Source organism: Cupriavidus sp. H18C2 (assembly GCF_049393795.1).
GTDB classification, from domain to species: Bacteria; Pseudomonadota; Gammaproteobacteria; order Burkholderiales; family Burkholderiaceae; genus Cupriavidus; species Cupriavidus pauculus_C.
In genome coordinates this window covers 1,180,534-1,203,701 of the sequence record NZ_CP186011.1, presented here as the reverse complement: position 1 = coordinate 1,203,701, position 23,168 = coordinate 1,180,534, and the positions used below count along the sequence as shown (strand labels likewise).

At 70.1% G+C, this 23,168-nt stretch carries 19 protein-coding genes and 1 pseudogene; 13 read left to right on the top strand and 7 right to left on the bottom strand.

Annotation, left to right across the window (positions count from 1 at the left end; genetic code table 11):
- Positions 1-20 precede the first annotated feature (20 nt).
- Positions 21-926, bottom strand: coding sequence for a DMT family transporter (locus EPAKOI_RS21925; protein ID WP_216643996.1), 906 nt, complete (start codon positions 924-926; stop codon positions 21-23).
- 121 nt (positions 927-1,047) lie between these two features.
- Here EPAKOI_RS21925 and EPAKOI_RS21920 point away from each other — a divergent pair, with 121 nt between their 5' ends.
- The 7 genes and pseudogenes from EPAKOI_RS21920 (at position 1,048) to EPAKOI_RS21890 (ending at position 8,250) form a co-directional block, all read left to right on the top strand.
- Positions 1,048-1,485: an Lrp/AsnC family transcriptional regulator gene (locus tag EPAKOI_RS21920; protein WP_313838367.1), complete on the top strand. Its 438-nt coding sequence runs from the start codon at positions 1,048-1,050 to the stop codon at positions 1,483-1,485.
- 148 nt (positions 1,486-1,633) lie between these two features.
- Complete coding sequence (gene ilvD, locus EPAKOI_RS21915) at positions 1,634-3,493, top strand: dihydroxy-acid dehydratase (RefSeq protein ID WP_423193666.1); 1,860 nt, start codon at positions 1,634-1,636, stop codon at positions 3,491-3,493.
- Positions 3,494-3,715: 222 nt separating this feature from the next.
- Positions 3,716-4,687, top strand: a complete 972-nt coding sequence (locus tag EPAKOI_RS21910) for a tripartite tricarboxylate transporter substrate binding protein (protein ID WP_124686204.1) — start codon at positions 3,716-3,718, stop codon at positions 4,685-4,687.
- A gap of 10 nt (positions 4,688-4,697) precedes the next feature.
- Positions 4,698-5,972, top strand: a pseudogene (locus EPAKOI_RS21905) (3-isopropylmalate dehydratase large subunit).
- The gene (locus EPAKOI_RS21900) at positions 5,969-6,517 is read left to right on the top strand and encodes a 3-isopropylmalate dehydratase (RefSeq protein ID WP_423193665.1); all 549 of its coding nucleotides are present in this window, start codon (positions 5,969-5,971) and stop codon (positions 6,515-6,517) included. The pseudogene EPAKOI_RS21905 and the gene EPAKOI_RS21900 overlap by 4 nt, the downstream one beginning before the upstream one ends.
- Positions 6,514-7,371 carry an isocitrate lyase/PEP mutase family protein gene (locus tag EPAKOI_RS21895; RefSeq protein ID WP_313838358.1) on the top strand — a complete coding sequence of 286 codons (858 nt, stop codon included), beginning with the start codon at positions 6,514-6,516 and terminating at the stop codon, positions 7,369-7,371. The genes EPAKOI_RS21900 and EPAKOI_RS21895 overlap by 4 nt, the downstream gene beginning before the upstream one ends.
- 81 nt (positions 7,372-7,452) lie before the next feature.
- On the top strand, positions 7,453-8,250 hold the full coding sequence (locus tag EPAKOI_RS21890) for a GntR family transcriptional regulator (protein WP_423193664.1): 798 nt from the start codon (positions 7,453-7,455) through the stop codon (positions 8,248-8,250).
- On the opposite strand, the gene EPAKOI_RS21885 is transcribed toward EPAKOI_RS21890, so the two are convergent.
- A complete protein-coding gene (locus EPAKOI_RS21885; protein WP_124686209.1) occupies positions 8,251-8,817 on the bottom strand; it encodes a helix-turn-helix domain-containing protein in 567 nt (188 codons plus the stop codon).
- 585 nt (positions 8,818-9,402) lie between these two features.
- Here EPAKOI_RS21885 and EPAKOI_RS21880 point away from each other — a divergent pair.
- The 4 genes from EPAKOI_RS21880 (at position 9,403) to EPAKOI_RS21865 (ending at position 14,754) form a co-directional block, all read left to right on the top strand.
- Positions 9,403-10,776 carry an LLM class flavin-dependent oxidoreductase gene (locus EPAKOI_RS21880; protein ID WP_423193663.1) on the top strand — a complete coding sequence of 458 codons (1,374 nt, stop codon included), beginning with the start codon at positions 9,403-9,405 and terminating at the stop codon, positions 10,774-10,776.
- A 25-nt stretch (positions 10,777-10,801) separates the two neighbouring features.
- On the top strand, positions 10,802-11,302 hold the full coding sequence (locus tag EPAKOI_RS21875) for a flavin reductase (RefSeq protein WP_124686211.1): 501 nt from the start codon (positions 10,802-10,804) through the stop codon (positions 11,300-11,302).
- 1 nt (position 11,303) lies between these two features.
- Positions 11,304-12,563 (top strand): MFS transporter, encoded by a 1,260-nt coding sequence (locus EPAKOI_RS21870; protein WP_423193662.1) that lies wholly within the window; start codon positions 11,304-11,306, stop codon positions 12,561-12,563.
- Between the two features lie 190 nt (positions 12,564-12,753).
- Positions 12,754-14,754 (top strand): lactonase family protein, encoded by a 2,001-nt coding sequence (locus EPAKOI_RS21865; protein WP_423193661.1) that lies wholly within the window; start codon positions 12,754-12,756, stop codon positions 14,752-14,754.
- A 69-nt stretch (positions 14,755-14,823) separates the two neighbouring features.
- Here the strand turns inward: EPAKOI_RS21865 and EPAKOI_RS21860 are convergent, their stop codons facing one another.
- The gene (locus EPAKOI_RS21860) at positions 14,824-15,882 is read right to left on the bottom strand and encodes a porin (protein ID WP_423193660.1); all 1,059 of its coding nucleotides are present in this window, start codon (positions 15,880-15,882) and stop codon (positions 14,824-14,826) included.
- 420 nt (positions 15,883-16,302) lie between these two features.
- On the opposite strand from EPAKOI_RS21860, the gene EPAKOI_RS21855 reads away from it, so the two are divergent.
- Together EPAKOI_RS21855 and EPAKOI_RS21850 are read left to right on the top strand one after the other, a co-directional pair.
- Positions 16,303-16,494 (top strand): CsbD family protein, encoded by a 192-nt coding sequence (locus EPAKOI_RS21855; protein WP_124686215.1) that lies wholly within the window; start codon positions 16,303-16,305, stop codon positions 16,492-16,494.
- Between the two features lie 91 nt (positions 16,495-16,585).
- Complete coding sequence (locus EPAKOI_RS21850; RefSeq protein ID WP_423193659.1) at positions 16,586-17,788, top strand: sensor histidine kinase; 1,203 nt, start codon at positions 16,586-16,588, stop codon at positions 17,786-17,788.
- On the opposite strand, the gene EPAKOI_RS21845 is transcribed toward EPAKOI_RS21850, so the two are convergent.
- The 4 genes from EPAKOI_RS21845 to EPAKOI_RS21830 form a co-directional block, all read right to left on the bottom strand.
- Complete coding sequence (locus tag EPAKOI_RS21845) at positions 17,769-19,178, bottom strand: FAD-binding oxidoreductase (RefSeq protein ID WP_423194555.1); 1,410 nt, start codon at positions 19,176-19,178, stop codon at positions 17,769-17,771. The genes EPAKOI_RS21850 and EPAKOI_RS21845 overlap by 20 nt on opposite strands.
- 83 nt (positions 19,179-19,261) lie before the next feature.
- Complete coding sequence (hpaI, locus tag EPAKOI_RS21840; RefSeq protein WP_124686217.1) at positions 19,262-20,065, bottom strand: 4-hydroxy-2-oxoheptanedioate aldolase; 804 nt, start codon at positions 20,063-20,065, stop codon at positions 19,262-19,264.
- A gap of 44 nt (positions 20,066-20,109) precedes the next feature.
- Positions 20,110-21,579 (bottom strand): NAD-dependent succinate-semialdehyde dehydrogenase, encoded by a 1,470-nt coding sequence (locus tag EPAKOI_RS21835; protein WP_423193658.1) that lies wholly within the window; start codon positions 21,577-21,579, stop codon positions 20,110-20,112.
- Between the two features lie 52 nt (positions 21,580-21,631).
- The gene (locus EPAKOI_RS21830) at positions 21,632-23,155 is read right to left on the bottom strand and encodes a UxaA family hydrolase (protein WP_423193657.1); all 1,524 of its coding nucleotides are present in this window, start codon (positions 23,153-23,155) and stop codon (positions 21,632-21,634) included.
- Between the last annotated feature and the right edge of the window lie 13 nt (positions 23,156-23,168).

Sequence of the window (23,168 nt, the reverse complement as noted above, 5' to 3'; positions counted from 1 at the left end):
GGGGAGGGCCCGGCGCGCGTTCAGGCGGAGGGTTTGCGCGCCCCCCACGGCAGCAGGCCGCGCCACGGCCATCCCAGCGTCATGCCGGCGGCGGCCAGCAGGATCAGCGCGGCACCGCCCACTTGCGACAGGTGTAGCTGATGCCCGAATGCGAGCCGGTCCACCAGAATGGCCACGATAGGATAAATGAACGACAACGCCCCTGTCAGGTGGGTGGGCAGTTTCTGGATGGCGCCATACAGCAGGATGTACATCAGCCCCGTGTGCACCACGCCCATGGTGGCCAGCGTGGCCCACGGCAGCGCGCCGGCCGGCAGGTCCGCGCGCAGCGCCAGCGGCAGCAGCAGGACGCTGCCCACCAGCACGTGGATCAGCGCGATCAGGTGCGGCGGCACGCCGCGTAGCTGCTTGGCGATCAGCGCGGCCAGCGCATAGCAGAACGCCGCGCCCAGCGCCAGCGCGATGCCGCCCAGGTAGCTGCCGTGCGCCGCGCCGCCACCGGGCCGGGCCTGCACGATCAGCAGCATGCCGCCGAAAGCCAGCACCAGCCACGCCACCTTGGCGCCGGTGATGCGCTCGCCCAGGCACAGCGCCCCGAGCGCCACCAGCATGAACGGCTGGGTGTTGTAGACGGCCGTGGCGATCGAGATCGACGCGCCCGCGTAGGCCGAAAACAGCAGCAGCCAGTTGGCGACGATGGCCACCCCGCCCGCCACGGCCAGCAGCGCCTGCCGCCCCGTGATCTGGCCCGGCCGCAGGTAGCCGCGCGCCAGGCACACCGGGATCAGCACCAGCGCGCCGAATGCGCAGCGCCAGAACACCACCTGCGTGACGGGCCGCCCCGACACCACCACCAGCCAGCCGATGGTGCCCGAGATCACCATCGCCGCCACCATTTCCAGCATCCCCCGCGTTCGCTCCTGCACGGCTGTCTCCCCAAGTTCGAGGGTTGCAGTCTATCGGGTGTGGCCTACAATCCACAGTCGAAATGGCAGGCAAAGCGCCATTCTTTCCGTATTCCGTAAGGCCAAGGCGAGGAAAAACCTTATGTCGCTCGACGATATCGACCGCCGGCTGCTGGCGCTGCTGCAGCAGGACGGCCGCATGCCGGTCAAGGCGCTGGCCGAACAGGTGGGGCTGTCGTCCCCGGGCACCTCGGAGCGGCTGCGCCGGCTGGAGGACCGCGGCGTGATCCGCGGCTTCACGGTCGATGTGGAGCCGCGCACGCTGGGCTTTGCGATGCAGGCCATCGTCCGCATCCGGCCGCTGCCGGGCCGGCTGCACGCGGTGCAGAAGCTGATCGAAGGCATTCCCGAATTCGCCGAGTGCGACAAGGTGACCGGCGACGACTGCTTCATCGGCCGGCTCTACCTGCGGTCCATCGAGCACCTGGACCACATCCTGGAGCAGATCACCGAGATGGCGGAGACCAGTTCGGCCATCGTCAAGTCCCAGCCGGTGCGGCGGCGCCTGCCGCCGCTGTAGCCGGGCAGGGCGGCCGGGCCGGCGGCGCTGTGGGATAATGCCGCGTTTTGCCCGGCGCCCGGCTCACAAGGCCGCCCGCACGGGTGTGTCCTGGCCCTGACCGATCCCCCGTGGGCCGCTGCGTTTGCGTATTTTCCAAGCACCCACAATGCCCACATACCGTTCCAAGACCTCCACCGCCGGCCGCAACATGGCGGGCGCGCGCTCGCTGTGGCGCGCCACCGGCATGAAAGACGAGGATTTCCAGAAGCCCATCATCGCGGTGGTCAATTCGTTCACCCAGTTCGTGCCCGGCCACGTCCACCTGAAGGACCTGGGCCAGCTCGTGGCGCGCGAGATCGAGGCCGCCGGCGGCGTGGCCAAGGAATTCAACACGATCGCCGTGGACGACGGCATCGCCATGGGCCACGACGGCATGCTGTACTCGCTGCCCAGCCGCGACATCATCGCCGACTCGGTGGAATACATGGTCAACGCGCACTGCGCCGACGCCATGGTCTGCATCTCGAACTGCGACAAGATCACCCCGGGCATGCTGATGGCCGCCATGCGGCTGAACATCCCCGTGATCTTCGTCTCGGGCGGCCCGATGGAAGCCGGCAAGACGCGCCTTGCCAACCCGGTGACCAAGACCATCGAACTGAAGAAGCTGGACCTCGTGGACGCGATGGTCATGGCCGCCGATGCGTCGTACACCGACGAAGAGGTGGAGCAGGTGGAACGCTCGGCCTGCCCGACGTGCGGCTCGTGCTCGGGCATGTTCACGGCCAACTCGATGAACTGCCTGACCGAGGCGCTGGGCCTGTCGCTGCCCGGCAACGGCACCGTGGTGGCCACGCACGCGGACCGCGAGCAACTGTTCCGCCGCGCCGGCCGCCGCATCGTCGACCTGGCCCGCATGTACTACGAGCAGAACGACGAACGCGTGCTGCCGAGGTCGGTGGGGTTCAAGGCGTTCGAGAACGCCATGACGCTGGACATCGCCATGGGCGGGTCCACCAACACGATCCTGCACCTGCTGGCCATTGCCCGCGAGGCCGAGATCGACTTCACGATGGCCGACATCGACCGCATGTCGCGCTCGGTGCCGCAGCTCTGCAAGGTGGCGCCGAACACGAACAAGTACCACATCGAGGACGTACACCGCGCCGGCGGCATCATGGCCATCCTGGGCGAGCTGGACCGCGCGGGCAAGCTGCACACCGACGTGCCCACCGTGCACACGCCGACGCTCAAGGACGCGCTGGACCAGTGGGACATCGTCCGCACGCAGGACGAGGCCGTGCGCACGTTCTACATGGCCGGCCCGGCCGGCGTGCCCACGCAGGTGGCGTTCAGCCAGAACACGCGCTGGCCCAGCCTGGACCTGGACCGCGCCGAGGGCTGCATCCGCTCGTACGACCATGCGTTCTCGAAGGAAGGCGGCCTGGCCGTGCTGACCGGCAACATCGCGCTGGACGGCTGCGTGGTCAAGACGGCCGGCGTGGACGAAAGCATCCTGGTGTTCGAGGGCTCGGCGCACGTGACCGAGTCGCAGGACGAGGCGGTCGAGAACATCCTGAACGACAAGGTCAAGGCCGGCGACGTGGTGATCGTGCGCTACGAAGGCCCCAAGGGCGGCCCCGGCATGCAGGAAATGCTCTACCCGACCAGCTACATCAAGTCCAAGGGCCTGGGCAAGGCGTGCGCGCTGCTGACCGACGGCCGCTTCTCGGGCGGCACCTCGGGCCTGTCGATCGGGCACTGCTCGCCCGAGGCGGCGGCCGGTGGCGCCATCGGCCTGGTCCGTGACGGCGACCGCATCCGCATCGACATTCCGAACCGGACCATCGACGTGCTGGTGTCCGACGAGGAACTGGCGGCGCGCCGCGCCGAGCAGGACGCCCAAGGCTGGAAGCCGGCCCGGCCGCGCCCGCGCAAGGTGTCCGCCGCGCTGAAGGCATACGCCAAGCTGGTCATGTCGGCCGACAAGGGCGCCGTGCGCGACCTGTCACTGCTGGACGACTGACCGACGGCCGGGTCTCGCGCCCGGCCGCATCGTCCGGCGCTCCCCGCGCCGGAAGCCGGGCGGCGCCCCCGCCGCCCGCGCATCTCTTCATATATCCGCACATGCCCGCCGTGGTCCGGTCGATAGGACCAGCTGGTTCCATTGAGTGACCCGGCCGTGGGGCATAGAGTCCGCCTGAACCCCGAAAGCAAGAGAACAGAGGAACAGAGGCGGAGACAAACGATGTCGATCAGTCGAAGACGTATCCTGGCCGGCGCCGCGCTGGCCATGTTGGCCACCCTGGCGCCTGTGGCGCCAGCCCTGGCGCAGGACAAGCCCATCACCATCGTCGTGGGCAGCCCCGCCGGCGGCACCACCGACGCGCTGGCGCGCCTGATCGCGCGCTCGATGGCCGAGACGCTGCACCGCTCCGTGGTGGTGGACAACCGGCCCGGCGCGGGCGGCAACATCGCCGCGCAGTACGTGGCGCGCGCCACGCCGGACGGCAGCACGCTGCTGATGAGCTTCACCGGCCACACCATCAACGCCACGCTTTACAAGAACCTGCCGTTCGATCCGGTCAAGGATTTCACGCCGATCACGATGGTCGCGCGCGTGCCGAGCGTGCTGGTGGCGCGCAAGGGCGTGCCGTTCGACACCACGGCCGGGCTGGTCGACTACGCGAAGAAAAACCCCGGCAAGCTGACGTTCGCGATCGGCGCGCAGGGGTCGTCGCTGCATCTGGCCAGCGAGCAGTTCAAGCTCCAGACCGGCACCGACATCGTGAACATCCCGTACAAGGGCACCAACCCGGCGCTGACCGACCTGCTGGGCGGCACCGTCGACCTGATGTTCGCCAGCACGGTCAACGTGCTGCCGCACGTGAAGGCCGGCACGCTGAAGTTCCTGGGCGTCAGCAGCAAGGACGCGCTGGCGCAGTTTCCGGGCGTGCCGCCGATCGGGCAGACGGTCAAGGGCTTCGAGTCGTCGGCGTGGTTCGGGCTGTTTGGCCCGGCCCGGCTGCCGCAGGCCGTGACCGACCAGCTCTACCGCGCCGTGAAGATCGCCGTGGACGACCCGGCGTACCGCAAGCGCATGGAAACCGAGGCGGCCAGCGCCATCAGCATGACGCCCCAGGCGTTTGGCGCCTTCGTGCGCAGCGACATCGCGCACTGGGCGCGCGTGATCCAGGCGTCGGGCACCAAGGTGGAATGAAGGAATCGAGATGACTGGCCAGACATTGGCGCAGAAGCTGCTCGCCCGCGCGGCGGGCCGGACCAGCGTGGCGCCCGGGGAAATCGTCACCTGCCGCGTGGATCTGGCGATGCTGCATGACTCCAGCGGCCCGCGCCGCGTGAAGCCGATGCTGGAAAAGCTCGGCGCGAAGGTGTGGGACCCGGACCGCGTGGTCGTGGTGACCGACCACTACGTGCCGGCCCACGATGCCGACAGCCGCCGCATCGTCCAGATCGCGCGCGACTGGGTGCGCGACGAGGGCGTGGCGCGTTTTCACGACATGGAAGGCATCTGCCACGTGGTGGTGCTGCAGAACGGCTACCTGCGCCCCGGCATGTTCGCGGTGGGCGGCGACAGCCATTCGTCCACCGGCGGCGCGTTTGGCGCCTACATGTTCGGCATCGGCGCCACCGAGATGCTTGGCGTGCTGGTTACGGGCGAGATCTGGGTGCGCGTGCCGGAGACCATCCGCATGCAGTGGCACGGCCGGCTGGGCGCGGGCGTGTCGGCCAAGGACATGATGCTGCGCATGTGCACGCAGTTCGGCATGGACGGCGGCCAGTACCAGGCCGTGGAATACACGGGCGGCGCCGTGGCCGCGCTGTCGATGTAGGAACGGATGACGCTGTCGAACATGACGGCTGAACTGGGCGCGCAGGTGGGCCTGATCGCCCCCGACGCCACCACGCGCGACTGGCTGCTGGCGGCCGGCGTGGCGCCCGAGGCCATCGACGTCGACGGCTGGCAGACGGACGCCGACGCGGCCTGCCTGGCCGTGCACGACTTCGATGCCGCCGCGCTGGCGCCGCAGGTGTCGCGCCCGCATACCCCGGCCGATGCCGACGACGTGGGCCTGTTTGGCGGCGTGGGCATCGACATTGCCTACATCGGCGCCTGCACCGGTGCCAAGCTCGACGACCTGCGCATGGCGGCCCAGGTGCTGCGCGGCCAGCGCGTGGCCCGTGGCACGCGGCTGCTCGTGGCGCCGGCCAGCGCGGCAGACCAGCAGCGCGCCGCGCAGGAAGGCACGCTGGCCGCGCTGACCGATGCCGGCGCCGAACTGCTGCCCAACGCCTGCGGCGCGTGCGCCGGCTACGGCGAGCACCGCTTTGGCGAGGACAGCGTGGTCATCAGCGCCACCGCGCGCAATTTCAAGGGCCGGATGGGCGCGGCGTCGTCGCAGGTCTACCTGGGCTCGCCGTACACGGTCGCGGCCTCGGCCATCGCGGGCCGGATCGCCGATCCACGGGAGATGCTGGGATGAGCGCCGTACCGATTTCGACTGCGGCCGACGGCCGCCTGACCGGCCGCGCCTGGGTGTTCGGCGACGACATCAACACCGACCTGCTGGCGCCCGGCGCCTACATGAAGTTCGGCATCGAGGAAATCGCCCGGCACTGCCTGGAAGCGGTGGAGCCTTTGTTCGCCACGCAGGTGCGGCCCGGCGACATCGTCTTCGGCGGCCGCAACTTTGGCGCGGGATCGTCGCGCGAGCAGGCCGTGGAGGTGCTGCGCCACCTGGGCGTGGTGGCCGTGGTGGCGCCGTCGTTCGCCGGGCTGTTCTATCGCAACGGCTTCAACCTGGGCCTGCCGCTGCTGACGTGCCCCGCGCTGCCGCCGATGGTAGCCGGGCAGCGCGTGGGCTGCGACATCGACACCGGGCAGGTGTTTCGCGATGGCGCGCCTGCGATACAGTGCGAGCCGGTGCCGCCTCATCTCGTGGCCATGATCCGCGACGGCGGGCTGGTGCCGCACCTGGCGCGCCGTATCGCGTCGGGCCAACTCACCATGAACAAGGATCGGCAATGACCCTCAAGCAACGTCTGCAAGGCTCCGGCATCGTCACGGCGCCCGGCGTCTACGACGCGTTCTCCGCGCTGCTGGTGGAGCAGGCCGGCTTCCAGGCCGCGTACCTGTCGGGCGCCAGCATCGCCTACACGCGGCTGGGCCGGCCGGACATCGGCTTCCTGTCGCTGGAAGACGTGGCGTCGGTGGCGCGCGGCATCCGCGAGCGCTGCCCCACGCTGCCGCTGATCGTCGACGCCGACACGGGCTTTGGCAACGCGCTCAACGTCATGCACACCGTGCGCGTGCTGGAGCGCGCCGGTGCCACGGCGATCCAGCTCGAAGACCAGGCGATGCCCAAGCGCTGCGGCCACCTGGACGGCAAGACCGTCATCAGCGCCGCCGAGATGGCCGGCAAGATCCGCGCGGCCTGCGATGCGCGCCGCGACGCCAATACGCTGGTCATCGCCCGCACCGACGCGGTGGCCGTGGAGGGCATGGAGGCCGCGCTGGCCCGCGCCGAGCAGTATGCCGAGGCCGGCGCCGACGTGCTGTTCGTGGAAGCGCTGCGCAGCCGCGAGGACATGACCGCCGCCATCGCCCGCCTGGGCAAGCGTGCGCCGCTGCTGGCCAACATGGTCGAGGGCGGCAAGACGCCGGTGTTGCCGGCCGCCGAACTGCAGGACATCGGCTTCCGCATCGTGATCTTCCCCGGTGGCACCGTGCGCGCGCTGAGCTTTGCGCTGCGCGACTACCTGGCCAGCCTGCACGCCAGCGGCACCACCACGCCGTACCTGGACCGCATGCTGTCGTTCCAGGCGCTCAACGACGTGATCGGCACGCCCGAGATGCTGGCGCTGGGCAAGCAGTACGAATAACGCCCGCCGCGCGCCGGCCGCTTGCATTGCAGGGGCTGGCGCGCGTACCGTGGCGGCATTGCCCCCGAATCGCCCCGCCCGATGCTCGATGTCCACGCCCCCCTGACCACGCTGCCACGCTTCCAGCAGGTGCGCCTGATCCTGCGCGAGCGCATTCGCGGCGGTCACTACGAAGCCGGCCTGCCGCTGCCCGGCGAGCGCCAGCTGGCCGAGGAATTCGGCGTGGCGCGCGTGACGGTGCGCTCGGCGCTGGCGCGGCTGCAGGAGGAAGGGCTGGTCGAGCGTTCGCGCGGCAAGGGGACCGTGCCCACGGCGCGCCACGCGGCGGCCCCGGCGCGGGCATCGGCCCAGGCCGTGCAGACCGTGCGCGGCGGGCTGCTCGACAACATCGTCAGCGTCAGCATGCGCACGCGCGTGCAGGTGCTGGAATGGAAGCGCATGCCGGCGCCGCCGGCCGTCAGCGCGGCGTTGTCGCTGCCGCCCGGCGCGCCGGTGCTCAAGGTGGTGCGCGTGCGCAAGTTCAAGGCCCAGCCGATTTCCTATACCGAGGTGTTCGTGCCCGGCGACCTGGCCGCCGCGCTCGATCGCCATACGCTGCAGGACACGCCGATGCTGGTGGCACTGGCGCAGCACGGCGTGGAGGTGGTGTCGGCGGAGCAGACGCTGGGCGCCGCCGTGGCCGACCTGGACGTGGCGCGCATCTTCCGCATCGCGCCGGGCGTGCCGCTGCTGCGCGTGTCGCGCGTGGCGTCGGACGCCGAGGGCCGGCCCGTGCAGTTCCTGGTCGGGCTGTACCACCCCGAGCGCTACACGTACCAGATGCGGCTGACGCGCGCGGGAGCGTCCACCAGCGTGTGGATCGACGCCGACCGGTCCTGATCAGCGGCGCACCAGCGCCACCACGTAGCGGCAGGCGCCGGTCCCCGGATTGACGAAGGTGCAGGGCGCCGGGGGGCCCAGTTGCAGGCAATCGCCGGCGTGCAGCGTGTGGACGATCTCGCCTTCCTCGAACACCAGCGTGCCATCGAGCACCCACACCTGCTGGTGCTGGAACGTGAACGCCGACGACGGGTACGACACCCGCGCGCCGCCCGGCAGCGACACTTCCACCAGTTCCAGCATGCCGCCGTTGCGCGGCGACACCGCGCGGCGCATGTAGCCAGTCTCGGGGTCCTGCCAGACCGGCTGGTCGGCGGCCCGGCTCAGGCGCTCGCCCGCCTGCTCGGCCAGCGCCAGCAGCATCGACAACTGCAGGCCGAACGCGCCGGACAGCCGCCCCAGCACCGTCGCCGTGGGGCTGGCCTCGCCCCGCTCGATCTTGCTGATCATCGCCTTGGACACCCCGGACCGCTCCGCCAGCTCCGCCAGCGACCACCCGCGCGATTCCCGCTCGATCCGCACCCGGGCGGAGATGGCAGTGGTGGGGTCTTCAGCGGGTCGGGTCATGGTGGAAGGGTGTTTGCATGCGTTGGTTTGCTTTCTGCTCCGGCGTGGCGGAGAGGGGAGACCACAATTGGCAGCCTCAGGCTTTTCGTTCGATATCCCGATGTTCTGCTCCCCTCTCCCGCTTGCGGGAGAGGGGTCGGGGGAGAGGGCCAGCGGCTCAACTTGCGACGTGGTCGGCAAGCAGCACCGCAACGCCCTCACCCCCAGCCCCTCTCCCGCGTTGCGGGAGAGGGGAGACCACATTCGGCAGAATCAGGCTGTGTTCGATATCCCGATGTTCTGCTCCCCTCTCCCGCTTGCGGGAGAGGGGTTGGGGGAGAGGGCCAGCGGCTCAACTTGCGATGTGGTCGGCAAGCAGGGCCTCAACGCCCTCACCCCCAGCCCCTCTCCCGCGTTGCGGGACAGGGGAGACCACAATCGGCAGAATCAGGCTGTGTTCGACGTCCCGATGTCTTGCTCCCCTCCACCACGGTGACGCTGGCAGATTATAAAAGTCCCCCAGGCACTCCCGGGTAAACCCCATCCGCATCCTCCTTACGATAATGCCCATTCGTCCACTATAGTGGATGAAACCCGGGAGCCCCCATGCCGCGTGAAATCCGTCTGAACGCCTTCGACATGCACTGTGTCGGCCACATCCAACAGGGGTTGTGGACCCATCCGCGCGACCAGTCGCATCGTTATGCCGAACTCCAGTACTGGACCGACTACGCCCGCACGCTCGAACGCGGGCTGTTCGATGGCATCTTCTTTGCCGATGTGGTGGGCGTCTACGACGTCTACGGCGGTAGCCCCGACGCGGCACTGCGCGGGACGGTGCAGGTGCCGGTCAATGACCCGACGCTCGTGATCTCGGCCATGGCGGCCGTGACCCGGCACCTGGGCTTTGGCGTGACCGCCAACCTGATCTACGAGCAGCCGTTTCTGTTCGCGCGCCGCATGTCCACGCTGGATCACCTGACCGGCGGCCGGATTGGCTGGAACATCGTCACGGGGTACCTGGACAGCGCCGCGCGGGCCATCGGCATGGATGGGCAGGTGGCCCACGACGACCGCTACGACCTGGCCGACGAGTACATGGCGCTGGTCTACAAGCTCTGGGAAGGTAGCTGGGACGACGACGCGGTGCGGGCGGACCGCGCGGCCGGCGTCTATGCCGATCCGGACAAGGTGCGCGTGATCCACCATCGCGGGCCGCAGTACCGGGTCGATGCGATGCACCTGTGCGCGCCCTCGCCGCAGCGCACGCCGCTGCTGTACCAGGCCGGCGCGTCCGCGCGCGGCCGCCAGTTCGCCGCCACGCATGCCGAATGCGTGTTCGTGAACGGGCAGAAGAAAGAGGGCGTGCGCGAGATCGTCGACGACATCCGGGCGCAGGCCGTCCGGCTGGGGCGGCAGGCCGACGACGTCAAGGTGTTCCTTGGCGCCACGCTGGTGGTTGGCCGCACCGATGCCGAGGCGCAGGAGAAGTTCGACGAATACCGCCGCTACGTCAGTTCCGAGGCCGCGCTGGTGCACGCGGCGGCGTCGCTGGGCATCGACTTTGCGCGGTACGACCTGGACGCGCCGATCGAAACCGGCAAGAGCCAGGCTATCGTATCGAACGTGGAGGCGATGAACCGCAGCGCCGGCCCGCAGTGGACGCGCCGCAAGCTGCTGGAGCAGATGGTGCTGGGCAGCCGCCAGCCGCCCTGGGTGGGGTCCGCCGCGCGCCTGGCCGACCAGTTGATCGCCTGGAGCGAGGAAACCGGCGTGGACGGCTTCAACCTGTCGCGCACCGTGGTGCCGGAGTGCTTCGAGGACGTGATCGACCTGGTCGTGCCGCTGCTGCAGGAACGCGGCGCCTACAAGACGGCGTACCAGCCCGGCACCTACCGGGACAAGCTGTTCGGCCGGGCCCGCTTGCCAGCCTCGCACGTGGCGGCGCAATATCGGGGCACCGGCGCCGGCGCGGCATAGGGCGGGCGGCCATCACAGAGGCATCATGGTAGACAAGACGACTTTCCGGGACGCCATGGCGGGGCTGGGCGCCGCCGTCAACGTCATCACCACCGACGGCGTGGCGGGCGTGGGCGGCTGTACGGCGTCGGCCGTCTGCCCGGTCACGGACGACCCGCCCACGCTGGTGGTCTGCATCAACCGCGCCAGCCGCAACAACGCGGCCATCCGCGAGAACGGCCGGCTCTGCGTCAACGTGCTGGCCGCCGAGCAGCGCGACCTGGCCATGCGCTTTGCGGACAAGGACCTGTCGCTCGACGAACGCTTTGCCTGCGCCGAATGGGCGCGGCTGGCCACGGGTGCCCCGGTGCTGCGCGGCGCCGTCAGCGCGCTGGACTGCGTGGTCGAATCCGTGACCGAGGTGGGCACCCATACGGTCTTCTTCTGCGCGGTCAAGGCCGCCCGCACGGACACCGCGCGGGCCGGGCTGATCTACTTCGGACGCGACTTCCACGCCGTGGGTGCGGGCGACCTGCCGCTGGCGTGAGATGACGACGCCCACTTCCACCGCCGCCCCGCTGCCGCGGCGCCAGCGCGGCAAGCTGTTTTCCATCGCCATCCTGCTGCTGGCCGAGGTGGCCGCCATGGGCGTCTGGTTCTCGGCCAGCACCGCCGTGGCGGTGATCAAGGGGACACATGCAATCACCGCGTTCGACGAGGCGCTGCTGACCAGCGCCGTCCAGTTCGGCTTCGTGGCGGGCACGCTGGCGTCGGCGCTGCTGTCGCTGCCAGATCGCTACGACCTGCGCCGGCTGTTCGCCGGATCGGCGCTGGTGGCGGCACTGGCCACCGGCACGCTGGCCTTCGTGGCGCCCACCGGCGGGCTGGTGGTGGTGCTGCGCTTCATCACGGGCATGTGCATGGCCGGTGTCTACCCGGTTGGCATGCGGCTGGCCGCCACCTGGGCGCAGGCGGACCTGGGGCTGCTGATCGGCCTGCTGGTGGGTGCGCTGACGCTGGGATCGGCCAGCCCCCACCTGGTGGCGGCCTACCTGGTGCCCACGGCGGGCGGGCTCGACTGGCGCGCGATCTACGGCACGGCGGCGGCCTGCGCGGCCGGTGCGGCGTTGCTGATCGGGCTGGCGGCGGTCGGGCCGAACCTGCGCAAGGCGGCGCGCATCGACCCGGCCAAGATCGCCCAGGCATGGCGGCAGCCGGCCGTGCGGCTGGCCAACCTGGGCTATCTGGGCCATATGTGGGAGCTGTACGCGATGTGGGCGTGGCTGGCGCTGTTCCTGCAGCAGACGTTCGACGCGCGCGGCCTGTCCGACCCGCGCGGCCGGGCGGAACTGCTGACGTTCGCGGCCATCGCCATCGGGGCGCTCGGCGCGTGGCTGGGCGGCTGGCTGGCAGACCGCGTGGGCCGCACGGCCGTGACGATTGGCGCGATGGCCACCAGCGCGTCGTGCGCGGCGCTGATGGGCTGGCTGGGCGCCGCGCCGATGGCGGTGCTCGTGACCGTGGCGCTGGTCTGGGGCGTGTCGGTCATCGCCGATTCCGCGCAGTTCTCGGCCAGCATCACCGAACTGGCCGAGCCGTCGTCGATCGGCACGCTGCTGACGGCGCAGACCTGCGCCGGCTTTCTGCTGACGCTGGTCAGCATCCACCTGGTGCCGGACGTCGTCGCGTGGCTGGGCTGGCGCGCCGGCTTCGGCATGCTGGCCATCGGCCCGGCGCTGGGCTGCGTGGCGATGTGGCGGCTGCGGCAACACCCGGACGCGCGCCGGCTGGCCGGGGGGCGGCGGTAGGGCGGGGCCAGGGCGAACGTCCATCGCCCGGCTGTTGCAAATTGTTGACTCGTCACCCCAATCGGGGGATGTCCGGCTGGGGACGTGCTGTTACAGTCGCGCGCAACCCGCTGTCGTACGCGCTGGCGTGGCCGCTGCCCGCAATCCGGGCGGCTTTCGCTCCAGATAACGACAAATACGGGTCAGGTCGATGTTTTCTTACGCTTTTGCCGGCGCGCGCGCTGCCGGCCTTGCCATGCTTGCCGCGGCGCTGCTGGCCGCCTGCGGCTCGGACGATGCCGATTCACCGGCTCAGCCCGCCACGCCGGCGGCGTCGCGGCTGGTGGTCGATACCGGCAGCGCTGCGCCGGTTGCGGGCGGCACGCTGACGCTCAAGGCCACGCTGCTGGCCGCCGACGGCACCGAGGTCAAGGGCGCCAGCTTTGCCTGGACGTCGTCGGACGAGACGGTGGCTACCGTGCTATCGGCCTCGGACAAGGCCCCGACGGCGGCCGCGCCGGTCGGCATCTACGCCACGATCCGCACCCTGGCGGCTGGCCGGGCCGATATCACGGCCACGGCCACGCTGCCCGACGGCAGCCGTATCGCCAGCGTGACCCATCTGACGGTGCAGGCCGCGCCGGCCGTGTCGTACACGCTGACGCTCACGCCGGCGACCCTGACCGTGGTGGCCGGCGCCGCCGCGCAGACCGTGTCCGTGGCGGTGCGCCGCTCCGATGGCGTGGACGGCGTGGCCGACCTGGCGAACTGGTCCTGGACCAGCGACGACGCCAGCTTTGTCGTGACCCCGGCGGCCGATGGCCGTGGCGCCAAGGTAGCCAGCCCCGGCTCGGCATACAGTGCGGCGGCCGCGACACTGACCGCCTGCGCCGACGCGCCCGCTGGCCCCCGCCTTTGTGCCAACGCTGCGCTGACGCGCAACACGTCGCTGCCGCCGACCTATACCGTGGGCGGCACGGTCTCCGGGCTGGCGGCCGGCAAGAGCCTGCAACTGGCCGATATCACCGGCGATACGCAGGTCATCGCCGGCAATGGCGTATTCACGATGCCGACCCCGCGTCTCGGCGCCTCGTCCTATGCGGTATCGGTGTCGGCGCAACCGGCGGGCCAGACCTGCTCCGTGACCCGCGGGACCGGCACGGTGGCGTCCGCCAACGTCGCCGACATCGCGGTGGCCTGCGTGCAGGCCCAGTTCGTCGTGGTGGCAAACCGGGCGGACCAGACGTTCTCGGTCTACCGCGCGGACCCGGCCAGCGGCGCGCTGGCGGCCGTGCCGGGCAGCCCGTTCACCTCTGGCGACAACGTCAACGACATTGCCTTCCTGCCGAACGGCCAGGTGGGGTATGCGGTGATGCCGAATACCAACCGGGTGGTGAGCTTCCGGCTTGACCCGGCCACGGGTGCGATGGCGGAGATTCCGGGCTCGGCCCGCAGTTCGGTCTTGACTGCGCCTCAGGCAGTTACCGTCCATCCCACGGGCAGGTCCCTGATTGTGGGGGCCGGGCGGGGGATCGTGTGGTACCCCATCGATCCAGCTTCACTGGTGCCGGCGGGCGGCGTGGGCTACGAGGCGTCGGGCCTGGGCCAGACGCGCGACGTCGAGTTCTCTCCTGACGGGCTGTACCTCTATACCGCCAATTCGATCGTGGGCCAGATCTCCAAATTCCCCATTGCCAGCAATGGCGGCGTGATCGGTTTTGGGTCGATCGACTATTCCGTCGGTGTCATCATGCCCAGTGCCATGTCCTTTTCGCCAGACGGCCGCACGCTGCTCTATACCAGCGAGCAGGACGGCTTGCTCGGCGTGGGCACGGTCGACCCGGCAGGGGGGCAGATCCAGTCCAGCCAGCTGGTGCCGACAGCCCCGTTCCCGTCCGATGTCGCCATGACGCCATCCGGGCAGTTTGCCTTCGTGCTGAGCGGCATCGGCGCCGGTATCACGGGCTACAAGGTCGTCAGTCCCGGTGTGGTGCCGCTGCCCGGCATCGCGCCCACCGGCCCCGGTTCGGGCTCGGGCCGCCTCAAGGTGGAACCGGGCGGCCGTCGCCTGTACGTCGCCATGTTCAACCAGAATCTGGTGTCGGGGTTCTCGATCGACGCCACGACCGGCGCGCTGACGTCGATTCCCGGCAGCCCGTTCCCGACGGGCTCTGGCAATACGTCGATCGCCGTCGTCGAACCGCGCCCCTGAGGCCGCCGTCCGCCCATAAAAAAACCCGGCGCGGGGCCGGGTAAAAGCGGAAAGTGTCGGTAAGGCGGGTCAGAAGCGGTGGCGGACCCCCATCATGGCGCCGAACTGGTTGTCGCCGGCGGTCACGCCCGTGCCGCCCAGCGACACCGTGGAGCCGAGGCCCTTGTCCGTCTGGTTCCAGACGTAGCCCATGTTCAGGTAGGCGCTGGTGCGCTTGGAGAACGCGTAGTCGGCCGATGCCACGAGCACCAGCGGGTCCGCGCCGGTATGGCCGTAGTCCTGGTAGTAGACCGAGCCCTTCAGCGTCAGCGCCGGCGTGACCTGGTAGCCCATGCCCAGCCAGTAGATGTTGCTGCGGTGGAAGGCGCCATGGCCCAGGCCGGTCAGGTTTTCCCAGCGGTAGCCGGCGTAGACCTTGGTCGGGCCCACCGCGTAGCTGGCGGCCAGCGCGGCGCGCTGGTCCTTGAGCAGGCCGTTGGGCTGGCGCAGGTCGTAGACCAGGCCCAGGTCCAGCGGGCCGGCCGTGTAGCGCAGGCTGGCCGCGTACTGGCGGCCGCTCTTGTAGTCGCCGGGGATCTCGCCGGCGCCAAAGCCCGGCACGGCCGTCATGTCGTAGCCCGTGCTGTACAGCGCCGAGGCGGTCAGGCCGCCGTACTTGCCCGTGTACTTGAGCGAGTTGTCGGCGCGGCTGGCCATGGCGGCGTCCATGTTCACGATCGAGTACTGCACGTCGGCGGCCATCGGGTCGAACGCCAGCGTGAAGTCGTAGATCGGGGTCTGGTGGCGGCCCAGCGTCAGGGCGCCGAAGCCGGCTTGCAGGCCCAGGTAGGCCTGGCGGTTGAACAGCCGGCCGCCGTTGGAGGCGCCCGTGTCGATGTCGAAGCCGCTTTCCAGCACGAAGAGGCCCTTCATGCCGCCGCCCAGGTCCTCGGTGCCGCGCAGGCCCCACCACGAACCCGTGGTGACACCGTTGCCGGACTGCACGCGGACGTTGCTGTTATTGCCGCCGTCGCGGGACAGGTACTCGATGCCGGCATCGGCCACGCCGTACAGGGTGACGCTGGACTGGGCTTGTGCGCCTGCGGCCAGCAATGCGGTGGCCGCTGCAGCCGCCAGTTTGATTTTCATGCCTTGTTCTCCGAGGTTGAAAAAGGTCCGGCAATGATGGGAAGGCAGCCGGTTCGCGGCTTTGATATAGCTCGACATTTATGCAATCCGTGGCCGATTTTTCGCACCGTGGCATGGCAGCCGGCCATCGGCCTACGGCCCGCGTGGCACTTGTACGAAAAGGCGCGGACAACCGCCTGCGGTCTGTTGCACTTGCGCGAAAACGCCTTGCCACAGGGGTTTGGCGATGGCCGGTGTGGCGCGCGCGTATCGCTGCTGGCCGCCGCGTCGAACCATTCCGACACCCGATTCGGTGCACGTCCTACAAGCGCCGCGGCCCACGCTTCCTACACTGGAAACCAGCGCCGATGCCTGCCCCAACGCCGCGTTCCACGTGGCCGGCAGGCCGGACATTCAGGAACCGACCACAGGAGTGCGACCATGAACAAGGACCAGGTGAAGGGCCGAATGAACGAGGCCAAGGGCAAGGCCAAGGAACTGGCCGGCAAGATGACCGGCAAGACCTCCACGGAGATCAAGGGCAAGGCCGAGCAGGTGGCGGGCCGCACCCAGGCCGCCTACGGCGACACCAAGGCCGACATGAAGAAGAATCCGCAGAAGAACCCGCGTTGATCGCGCGGCAGACACTGCCGGATGGCACGGAAGGCGGGGTCGCGAACCCCGCCTTTTTCACGTCCGCACCATGATTTGCAGGGGACAAGCGATGAAATCGGCGCAAACCGCGACGCTGGCGGCATCGATGGGCGATATCGTCGCGGCCCCCGGCCAGACCGTGCCGCTGCAGGAAGTCCTGCGCCAGCGGCAGCTTTTTGCCGAGATGGTCGAGGCCATGCAGGGCGACGTCACGCTGCAGCAGGTGCTGGACAGCGCGGTACGCACGGCCGCGCAGGGCTGCGGCGCGCCCATGGGCAAGGTGCTGGAACTGGACGCCGCCCGGGGCACCCTGGTCATCCGCAGCCACCATGGCCTGAAAGCGGCCGACATGGGCCGCGAGGTGGGCGAGGCCGCCAGCGGCAACCCGCCCGGCGAGGCCCTACGGCAGGCCGCGCCCGTGGTGGACGCCGACGTGCGGCGCCGCCCGCGCGGCGTCCTGCCGGCGATCTTCGTGGAGAACGCGGTGGTCACCTCGGTGAACCTGCCGCTGATCAACCACGACGGCGCTTACGGCGTGCTGGAGGTGGATTTCCGCGAAACGGTGGAAATTGGCGCGCTGGAGATGTCGTTCCTGGCGTCGGTGGCCGGCATGCTGGCCGAATGCATCGAAAAGCATCGCGCGCAGGCCGCGCTGGCGCTGGAGCGCGACGCCAAGGCGCTGCTGCTGCGCGAACAGCAGCACCGGGTGCGCAACAATTTCCAGATGATCATCGCGATGGTCCAGCGCAGCACGTTCCTGGCCAGCGAGGACGGCCGCAAGCCGCTGCGCGAGATCGAGCGCCGCATCTTCGCCATGGCGTCGCTCTACAACCACCTGCTGGGCCTGAGCGAGCAGGCGCAGCATGCCGACCTGGGCCGCTACCTGGGCGGGCTGGCGGCCAGCTTCGACGAGTTCTACGACCTCAAGGCCAGCGGCATCGCGTTCAACCTGGACGTCCAGTTCGGGCTCGTGGCCGACCTGGACCGCTGCACGACCATCGGGATCATCGTCAACGAACTGGTCGCCAATGCCGTGGAACACGCGTTCGCGGGCGGCAGCGGCGAGATCCGGGTGTCGCTGGCCGCGTCGCCGCCGCGCGGCTGCGTGGTCCGCGTGTCGGACGATGGCCGGGGGCTGCCGGCCGGGCCCGGCGAGGAAGGCGTGGGCCTGCGCACGGTGCGCCGCATGCTGGAGGGCATTGGCGGCCGGCTGGACGTGGCGTCAGCCCCGGGTCAGGGCGCCGCGTGGACGATCACGGTCGATCGCCTGTAGGCGGCAGCACGCGGCCCGGGTTCAGCAGGTTCTTGGGGTCCAGCGCGCGCTTGACCTGCCACATCAGCTCCAGCTCCACGGGCGACTTGTAGCGGCTCAGGTCGTCGCGCTTGGCCACGCCGATGCCGTGCTCGGCCGAAATGGAGCCATTCTCGGCGTAGGCCAGCCCGTCGACGAGGTCGGACACGGGCTTGTACCACTGCGCCAGGAAGCTCCTGGCGTCGCGGTCGCGCGGGCGCAGCGGGTTGAAGTGGACGTTGCCGTCGCCCATGTGGCCGTAGATCACCATGCGCGTGGCCGGCTCCAGGGCCAGCACTTCGGCCGACGCCCGCTCGATGAACTGCGCGATGCGCGACACCGGCACCGAGATGTCGCACTTGATGCTGCCGCCGGTGCGCGTCTGGGCGTCCGAGATTTCCTCGCGGATGCGCCAGAACTGCTGCACGTCGGCCAGGCTCGACGCCACGGCGGCGTCCACCACCCATTCATTGCCCAGGCCGGTTTCCAGGATCTCCATCAGCGTGCCGTTCAGCGTCTCGGCGTCGGCGCCCGACGTCAGCTCGATCAGCACCATCCAGTCGTGCCGGGCCGGCAGTGGCGACGGGATATCGCCCAGGTATTCGAGCACGAGGTCCAGCGCCGGGGCCGAGATCAGCTCGAACGCCGTGACCGCGCCGCCGGACAGCGCGCGCGCCTCGCCCAGCAGCCGCACCGCCGCCTCGGGGCTCTGCACGGCCACGAACGCCACGGCCGTGGCGCGCGGCTGCGGCATCAGCTTCAGCACGGCGCCGGTGATGATGCCCAGCGTGCCCTCGGCGCCGATGAACAGGTGCTTGAGGTCGTAGCCGGTGTTGTCCTTGCGCAGCCCCTTGAGCGACGAGAACACGCGCCCGTCGGGCAGCACCACCTCGATCCCCAGCACCAGGTCGCGCATGTTGCCGTAGCGCAGCACCGCCGTGCCGCCGGCATTGGTCGACAGGTTGCCGCCGATCTGGCACGACCCCTCCGAGCCAATCCGCAGCGGAAACAGCCGCCCGGCCTCGTCGGCGGCCGCCCGCGCGGCGGACAGCGTCACGCCGGCTTCCACGGTCATCGTGTCGTTGACCGTGTCGATGGCCAGCACGCGGTGCATCTTCCTGAGGCTGACGACCACGGCCGTGCCGCTGTCGTCGGGCACCGCGCCGCCCATCAGCGACGTGTTGCCGCCCTGCGGCACCACCGGCACGTCGTGCGCGTGGCACCACGCCATCACGCGGCTGACCTGCTCGGTGGTCGTCGGCATGACCACCAGCGGCGAGCGCCCGTGATAGATGCGGCGATAGTCGGTCACGTACGGCTCGGTGTCGGCGGGGTCGCTCAGGCAGCCTTGCGGGCCGACGATGGCCGCCATGGCGTGGCGCAGGGCGTCCGGTTGGGACAGGGCTTCGGAAGTCGGGGACGGCATGTTTCGGGGCTCGGAACGTCGGGGAGGGATCAGTATGCAGCGCCGGGCGCGGACACCTGCTGGGCGCGCTCGGGCAGGAATTCGGCGGCCAGCTTGCGCGCCGCGTTGGCATAGACCAGCACGTCGACGCCGGTCGCCACGAACGTGCAGCCCAGCTCCAGGTAGCGGCGCGCCAGCGCGTTGTCCGATGTCAGCGTGCCGGCCGCCTTGCCGCTGGCGACGATCGTGCGCATGGCCGATTCGATCTGCGCCTGCACCTCGGGATGGCCCGGGTTGCCGCGGTGGCCCATCGACGCCGCCAGGTCGGCCGGGCCGATGAACACGCCGTCCACGCCGTCGACGGCGCACAGCGCGTCCAGGTTCTGCATGGCGGTCACGGTTTCGGCCTGCACCAGCAGGCAGACCTCGTCGTCGGCCACGTCCAGGTAGTCCTTGCGGGCGCTCCATTGCGACACCCGCGCCACGGCGCTGCCCACCCCGCGCACGCCGAACGGCGGATAGCGCGTGGCGCGCACCAGCGCGGCGGCCTGCTCGGCGGTGTCGACCATCGGAATCAGCAGCGTGCGGGCGCCGACGTCCAGCAGCTGCTTGATCAGCGCGGTCTCGCCGGACACGGCGCGCACCACGGCCTGCGAGCGGTACGGGCCCAGCGCCTGCAGCGTCTGCAGGATCGAGCGCACGTCATTGGGCGCGTGCTCGCCATCGACGAGCAGCCAGTCGAAGCCGGCCGTGGCGGTGATCTCGGCCAGGTACGGCGACGCGGCGGACATCCACAGGCCGATCTGGGCCTGGCGGGCGGCCAGGGCGGCCTTGAACGGGTTATGGGCAGGCATGGGGTTGTCTCCTCGAAGGGCCAGGCGGCCGGATGCCGGGTGGCTCAGCCTAGCTGGCCCTGGCACAGATACTTGGTATGCATGTAGTCGTCAAGTCCGTGGCGCGACCCCTCGCGGCCGTAGCCCGATTCCTTGACGCCGCCGAACGGCGCCGCCTCCGACGCCAGCGCGCCCTCGTTGATGCCGACGATGCCGGTTTCCAGCGCCTGCGCCACGCGCCAGACGCGGCGCACGTCGCTGGAATAGAAATAGGCGGCCAGCCCGAACGGGGTGTCGTTGGCGTCGCGGACCACCTCGTCCTCGTGCGTGAAGCGGAACACGGGCGCCACCGGGCCGAAGGTTTCCTCGTGGGCCAGTTCCATGGCCGGCGTGGCATCGACGAGCACGGTCGGGGCGTAGTAGTGCGGGCCGTCGGCGGTGCGCAGGCGCTCGCCGCCCACCACCACGCGGGCGCCCCTGGCCACGGCGTCGCGCACGTGGCGCTCGATCTTGTCGACGGCCCGCGCGTTGATCATCGGCCCGATCTGCGCGTCGGGCTCGGTGGCCGGCCCCACGTGCAGCGCGCCCACGCAAGCGGCCAGCCTGGCCACGAACGCGTCGTGCACGCCAGCCTGCACGTAGACCCGGTTCGGGCAGACGCAGGTCTGGCCGCCGTTGCGGAACTTGGCGGCCATCAGGCCGTCGACGGCGGCATCGAGGTCGGCATCGTCGAACACGATGAACGGCGCATTGCCGCCCAGTTCCAGCGACAGCTTCTTGAGCGTGCCGGCCGATTCCCGCGCCAGGTGCTTGCCCACGGGCGTGGAGCCCGTGAACGTGATCTTGCGCACGCGCGGGTCGGCCAGCCAGGCATCGACCACGGCCGGCGTATGGGCGCGCGACGCGGTGACGATGTTCAGCACGCCCGGCGGCAGTCCGGCCTGCTCGGCCAGCGCCACCAGCGCCAGCGCGGTCAGCGGCGTGTCCTCGGCCGGCTTGGCCACGACGGTGCAGCCGGCCGCCAGCGCCGGGGCGATCTTGCGCGCGATCATCGCCAGCGGGAAGTTCCACGGCGTGATGGCCGCCACCACGCCCACCGGCTCCTTGAGCACGAGCATCTTGCGGCCCGGCACGGCCTCGGCCACCACGTCACCGCAGATGCGCGTGGCTTCCTCGGCAAACCATTCGACGTACGACGCGCCGTAGCGCACCTCGCCCACGCTCTCGTGCATCGGCTTGCCCTGTTCGGCGGAGATGATGCGCGCCAGGTCCGGCTCGTGGGCCAGGATCAGCGCGTGCCAGCGCTTGATCAGCTGCGCGCGCTCGCGGGCGGGGCGGCGGCTCCAGGCGGGAAAGGCGGCCGCGGCGGCGTCGGCGGCGCGGCGGGCGTCACCGGCGTCGCTGTCCGGCACGCTGGCGATGACCGCGCCCGTGGCCGGATCGGTCACGTCGAAGCGGGCGCCGCTGTCGCACCATTGCTGGTCGATGAAGTTCTGCGTGCGCAGCAGGGCGGGGTGGGTGAGGGTGGTCAGCATCGGGTGGGGTGGTCAGACGTTGGAAGGCCGGCAAGCGCCGTGGGGGAGACGGCTAGCTCACGATCCCCACGTGCCACGGCACGAATTCGTGGTCGCCAAGGCCCAGCAGTTCGCTCTTGGTGGGCTCGCCCGAGGCGGCGCGCAGGATGTGCGCGAAGATGCGTTCGCCCATCTGGGCCACGCTCAGTTCGCCGTCCAGCACCAGCCCGCAGTTGATGTCCATGTCTTCCTCCAGCCGGCGGTACATCGGCGAGTTGGACGCGAGCTTGATCGTCGGGGCGGGCTTGGAGCCGAACATCGAGCCCCGCCCGGTGGTGAAGCAGATCAGGTTGGCGCCGCTGGCGATCTGGCCCGTGGCAGCCACGGGGTCGTAGCCCGGGGAATCCATGAACACGAAGCCGGCCTGGTCGATCGGCTCGGCGTACTCGTACACGGCCTGCAGCGGCGTGGTGCCGCCCTTCATGGCCGAGCCCAGCGATTTCTCGAAGATGTTGGCCAGCCCGCCCTGCTGGTTGCCGTGGCCCACCACGCCGTTGAACTGCGCGTTGTGGCCGGCCGTGTAGCGCTCCCACCACGCCAGCCGGTCCAGCAGTTTCTGGCCGACCTCGGGCGTGACCGCGCGGCGCGTGAGCATGTATTCCACGCCGTGGATCTCGGGCGTCTCGGACAGGATGGCCGTGCCGCCGTGGCGCACCAGGATGTCCATGGCCGCGCCCAGCGCCGGGTTGGCCGTGATGCCCGAGAAGCCGTCCGACCCGCCGCATTCGAGCCCGATCTTGATGTGGCTCGCGCTGACCGGCTGGCGGCGGTACGCATTGGCCGCCGGCAGCATGGACTCGATGGCGCGGATGCCGGCCTCGATGGTGGCGCGCGTGCCGCCGGTGTCCTGCATGACCAGCGTGTGCAGGGTCTCGCCGGGCACCAGTCCCTGCGAATCCACCAGCGACGCCACCTGGTTGCGCTCGCAGCCCAGCCCGACGATCAGCACGCCGGCCAGGTTCGGGTGCCGGGCATAGCCGGCAATCGTGCGGCGCAGCAGGTCGAAATGCTCGCTCGGCGACGACATGCCGCAGCCGCTGCTCTGCGCGAAGGCGGCCACGCCGTCGACATTCGGATAGGCCGCCAGCCGTTCCGGCGTGAAATGCGCGGCGATGTGCTTGATGACCGTGGCCGAGCAATTCACCGACGACAGGATGCCGATGAAATTGCGCGTCCCCACGCGGCCGTCGGGCCGCACGTAACCCATGAACGTGGCGCGCTCGGCCTCGGGCACGTAGGCCACCGGGCGCACGTCGGTGCAGAAGGCCGGGTCGCGGTAGAAGTCGACGAGCCGGAGGTTGTGGCTGTGCACGTGCTCGCCGGGCACGATGTCGCGGTCGGCCACGCCGATCACGGTGTCGTACTTCCTGACCGGCTCGCCGCGGGCAATCGCGCGCGCGGCAATCTTGTGCCCGGCCGGCACCTGGGCGCGCACGCGCACGTCCAGGTCGGGCAGGTGCTGGCCCAGCGTCAGGTCGCCCCGGGCGATCAGGACGTTGTCGTTGGCGTGCAGGCGGATGACGGGGTTCAGGGTCACGGTGGTCGGGGGC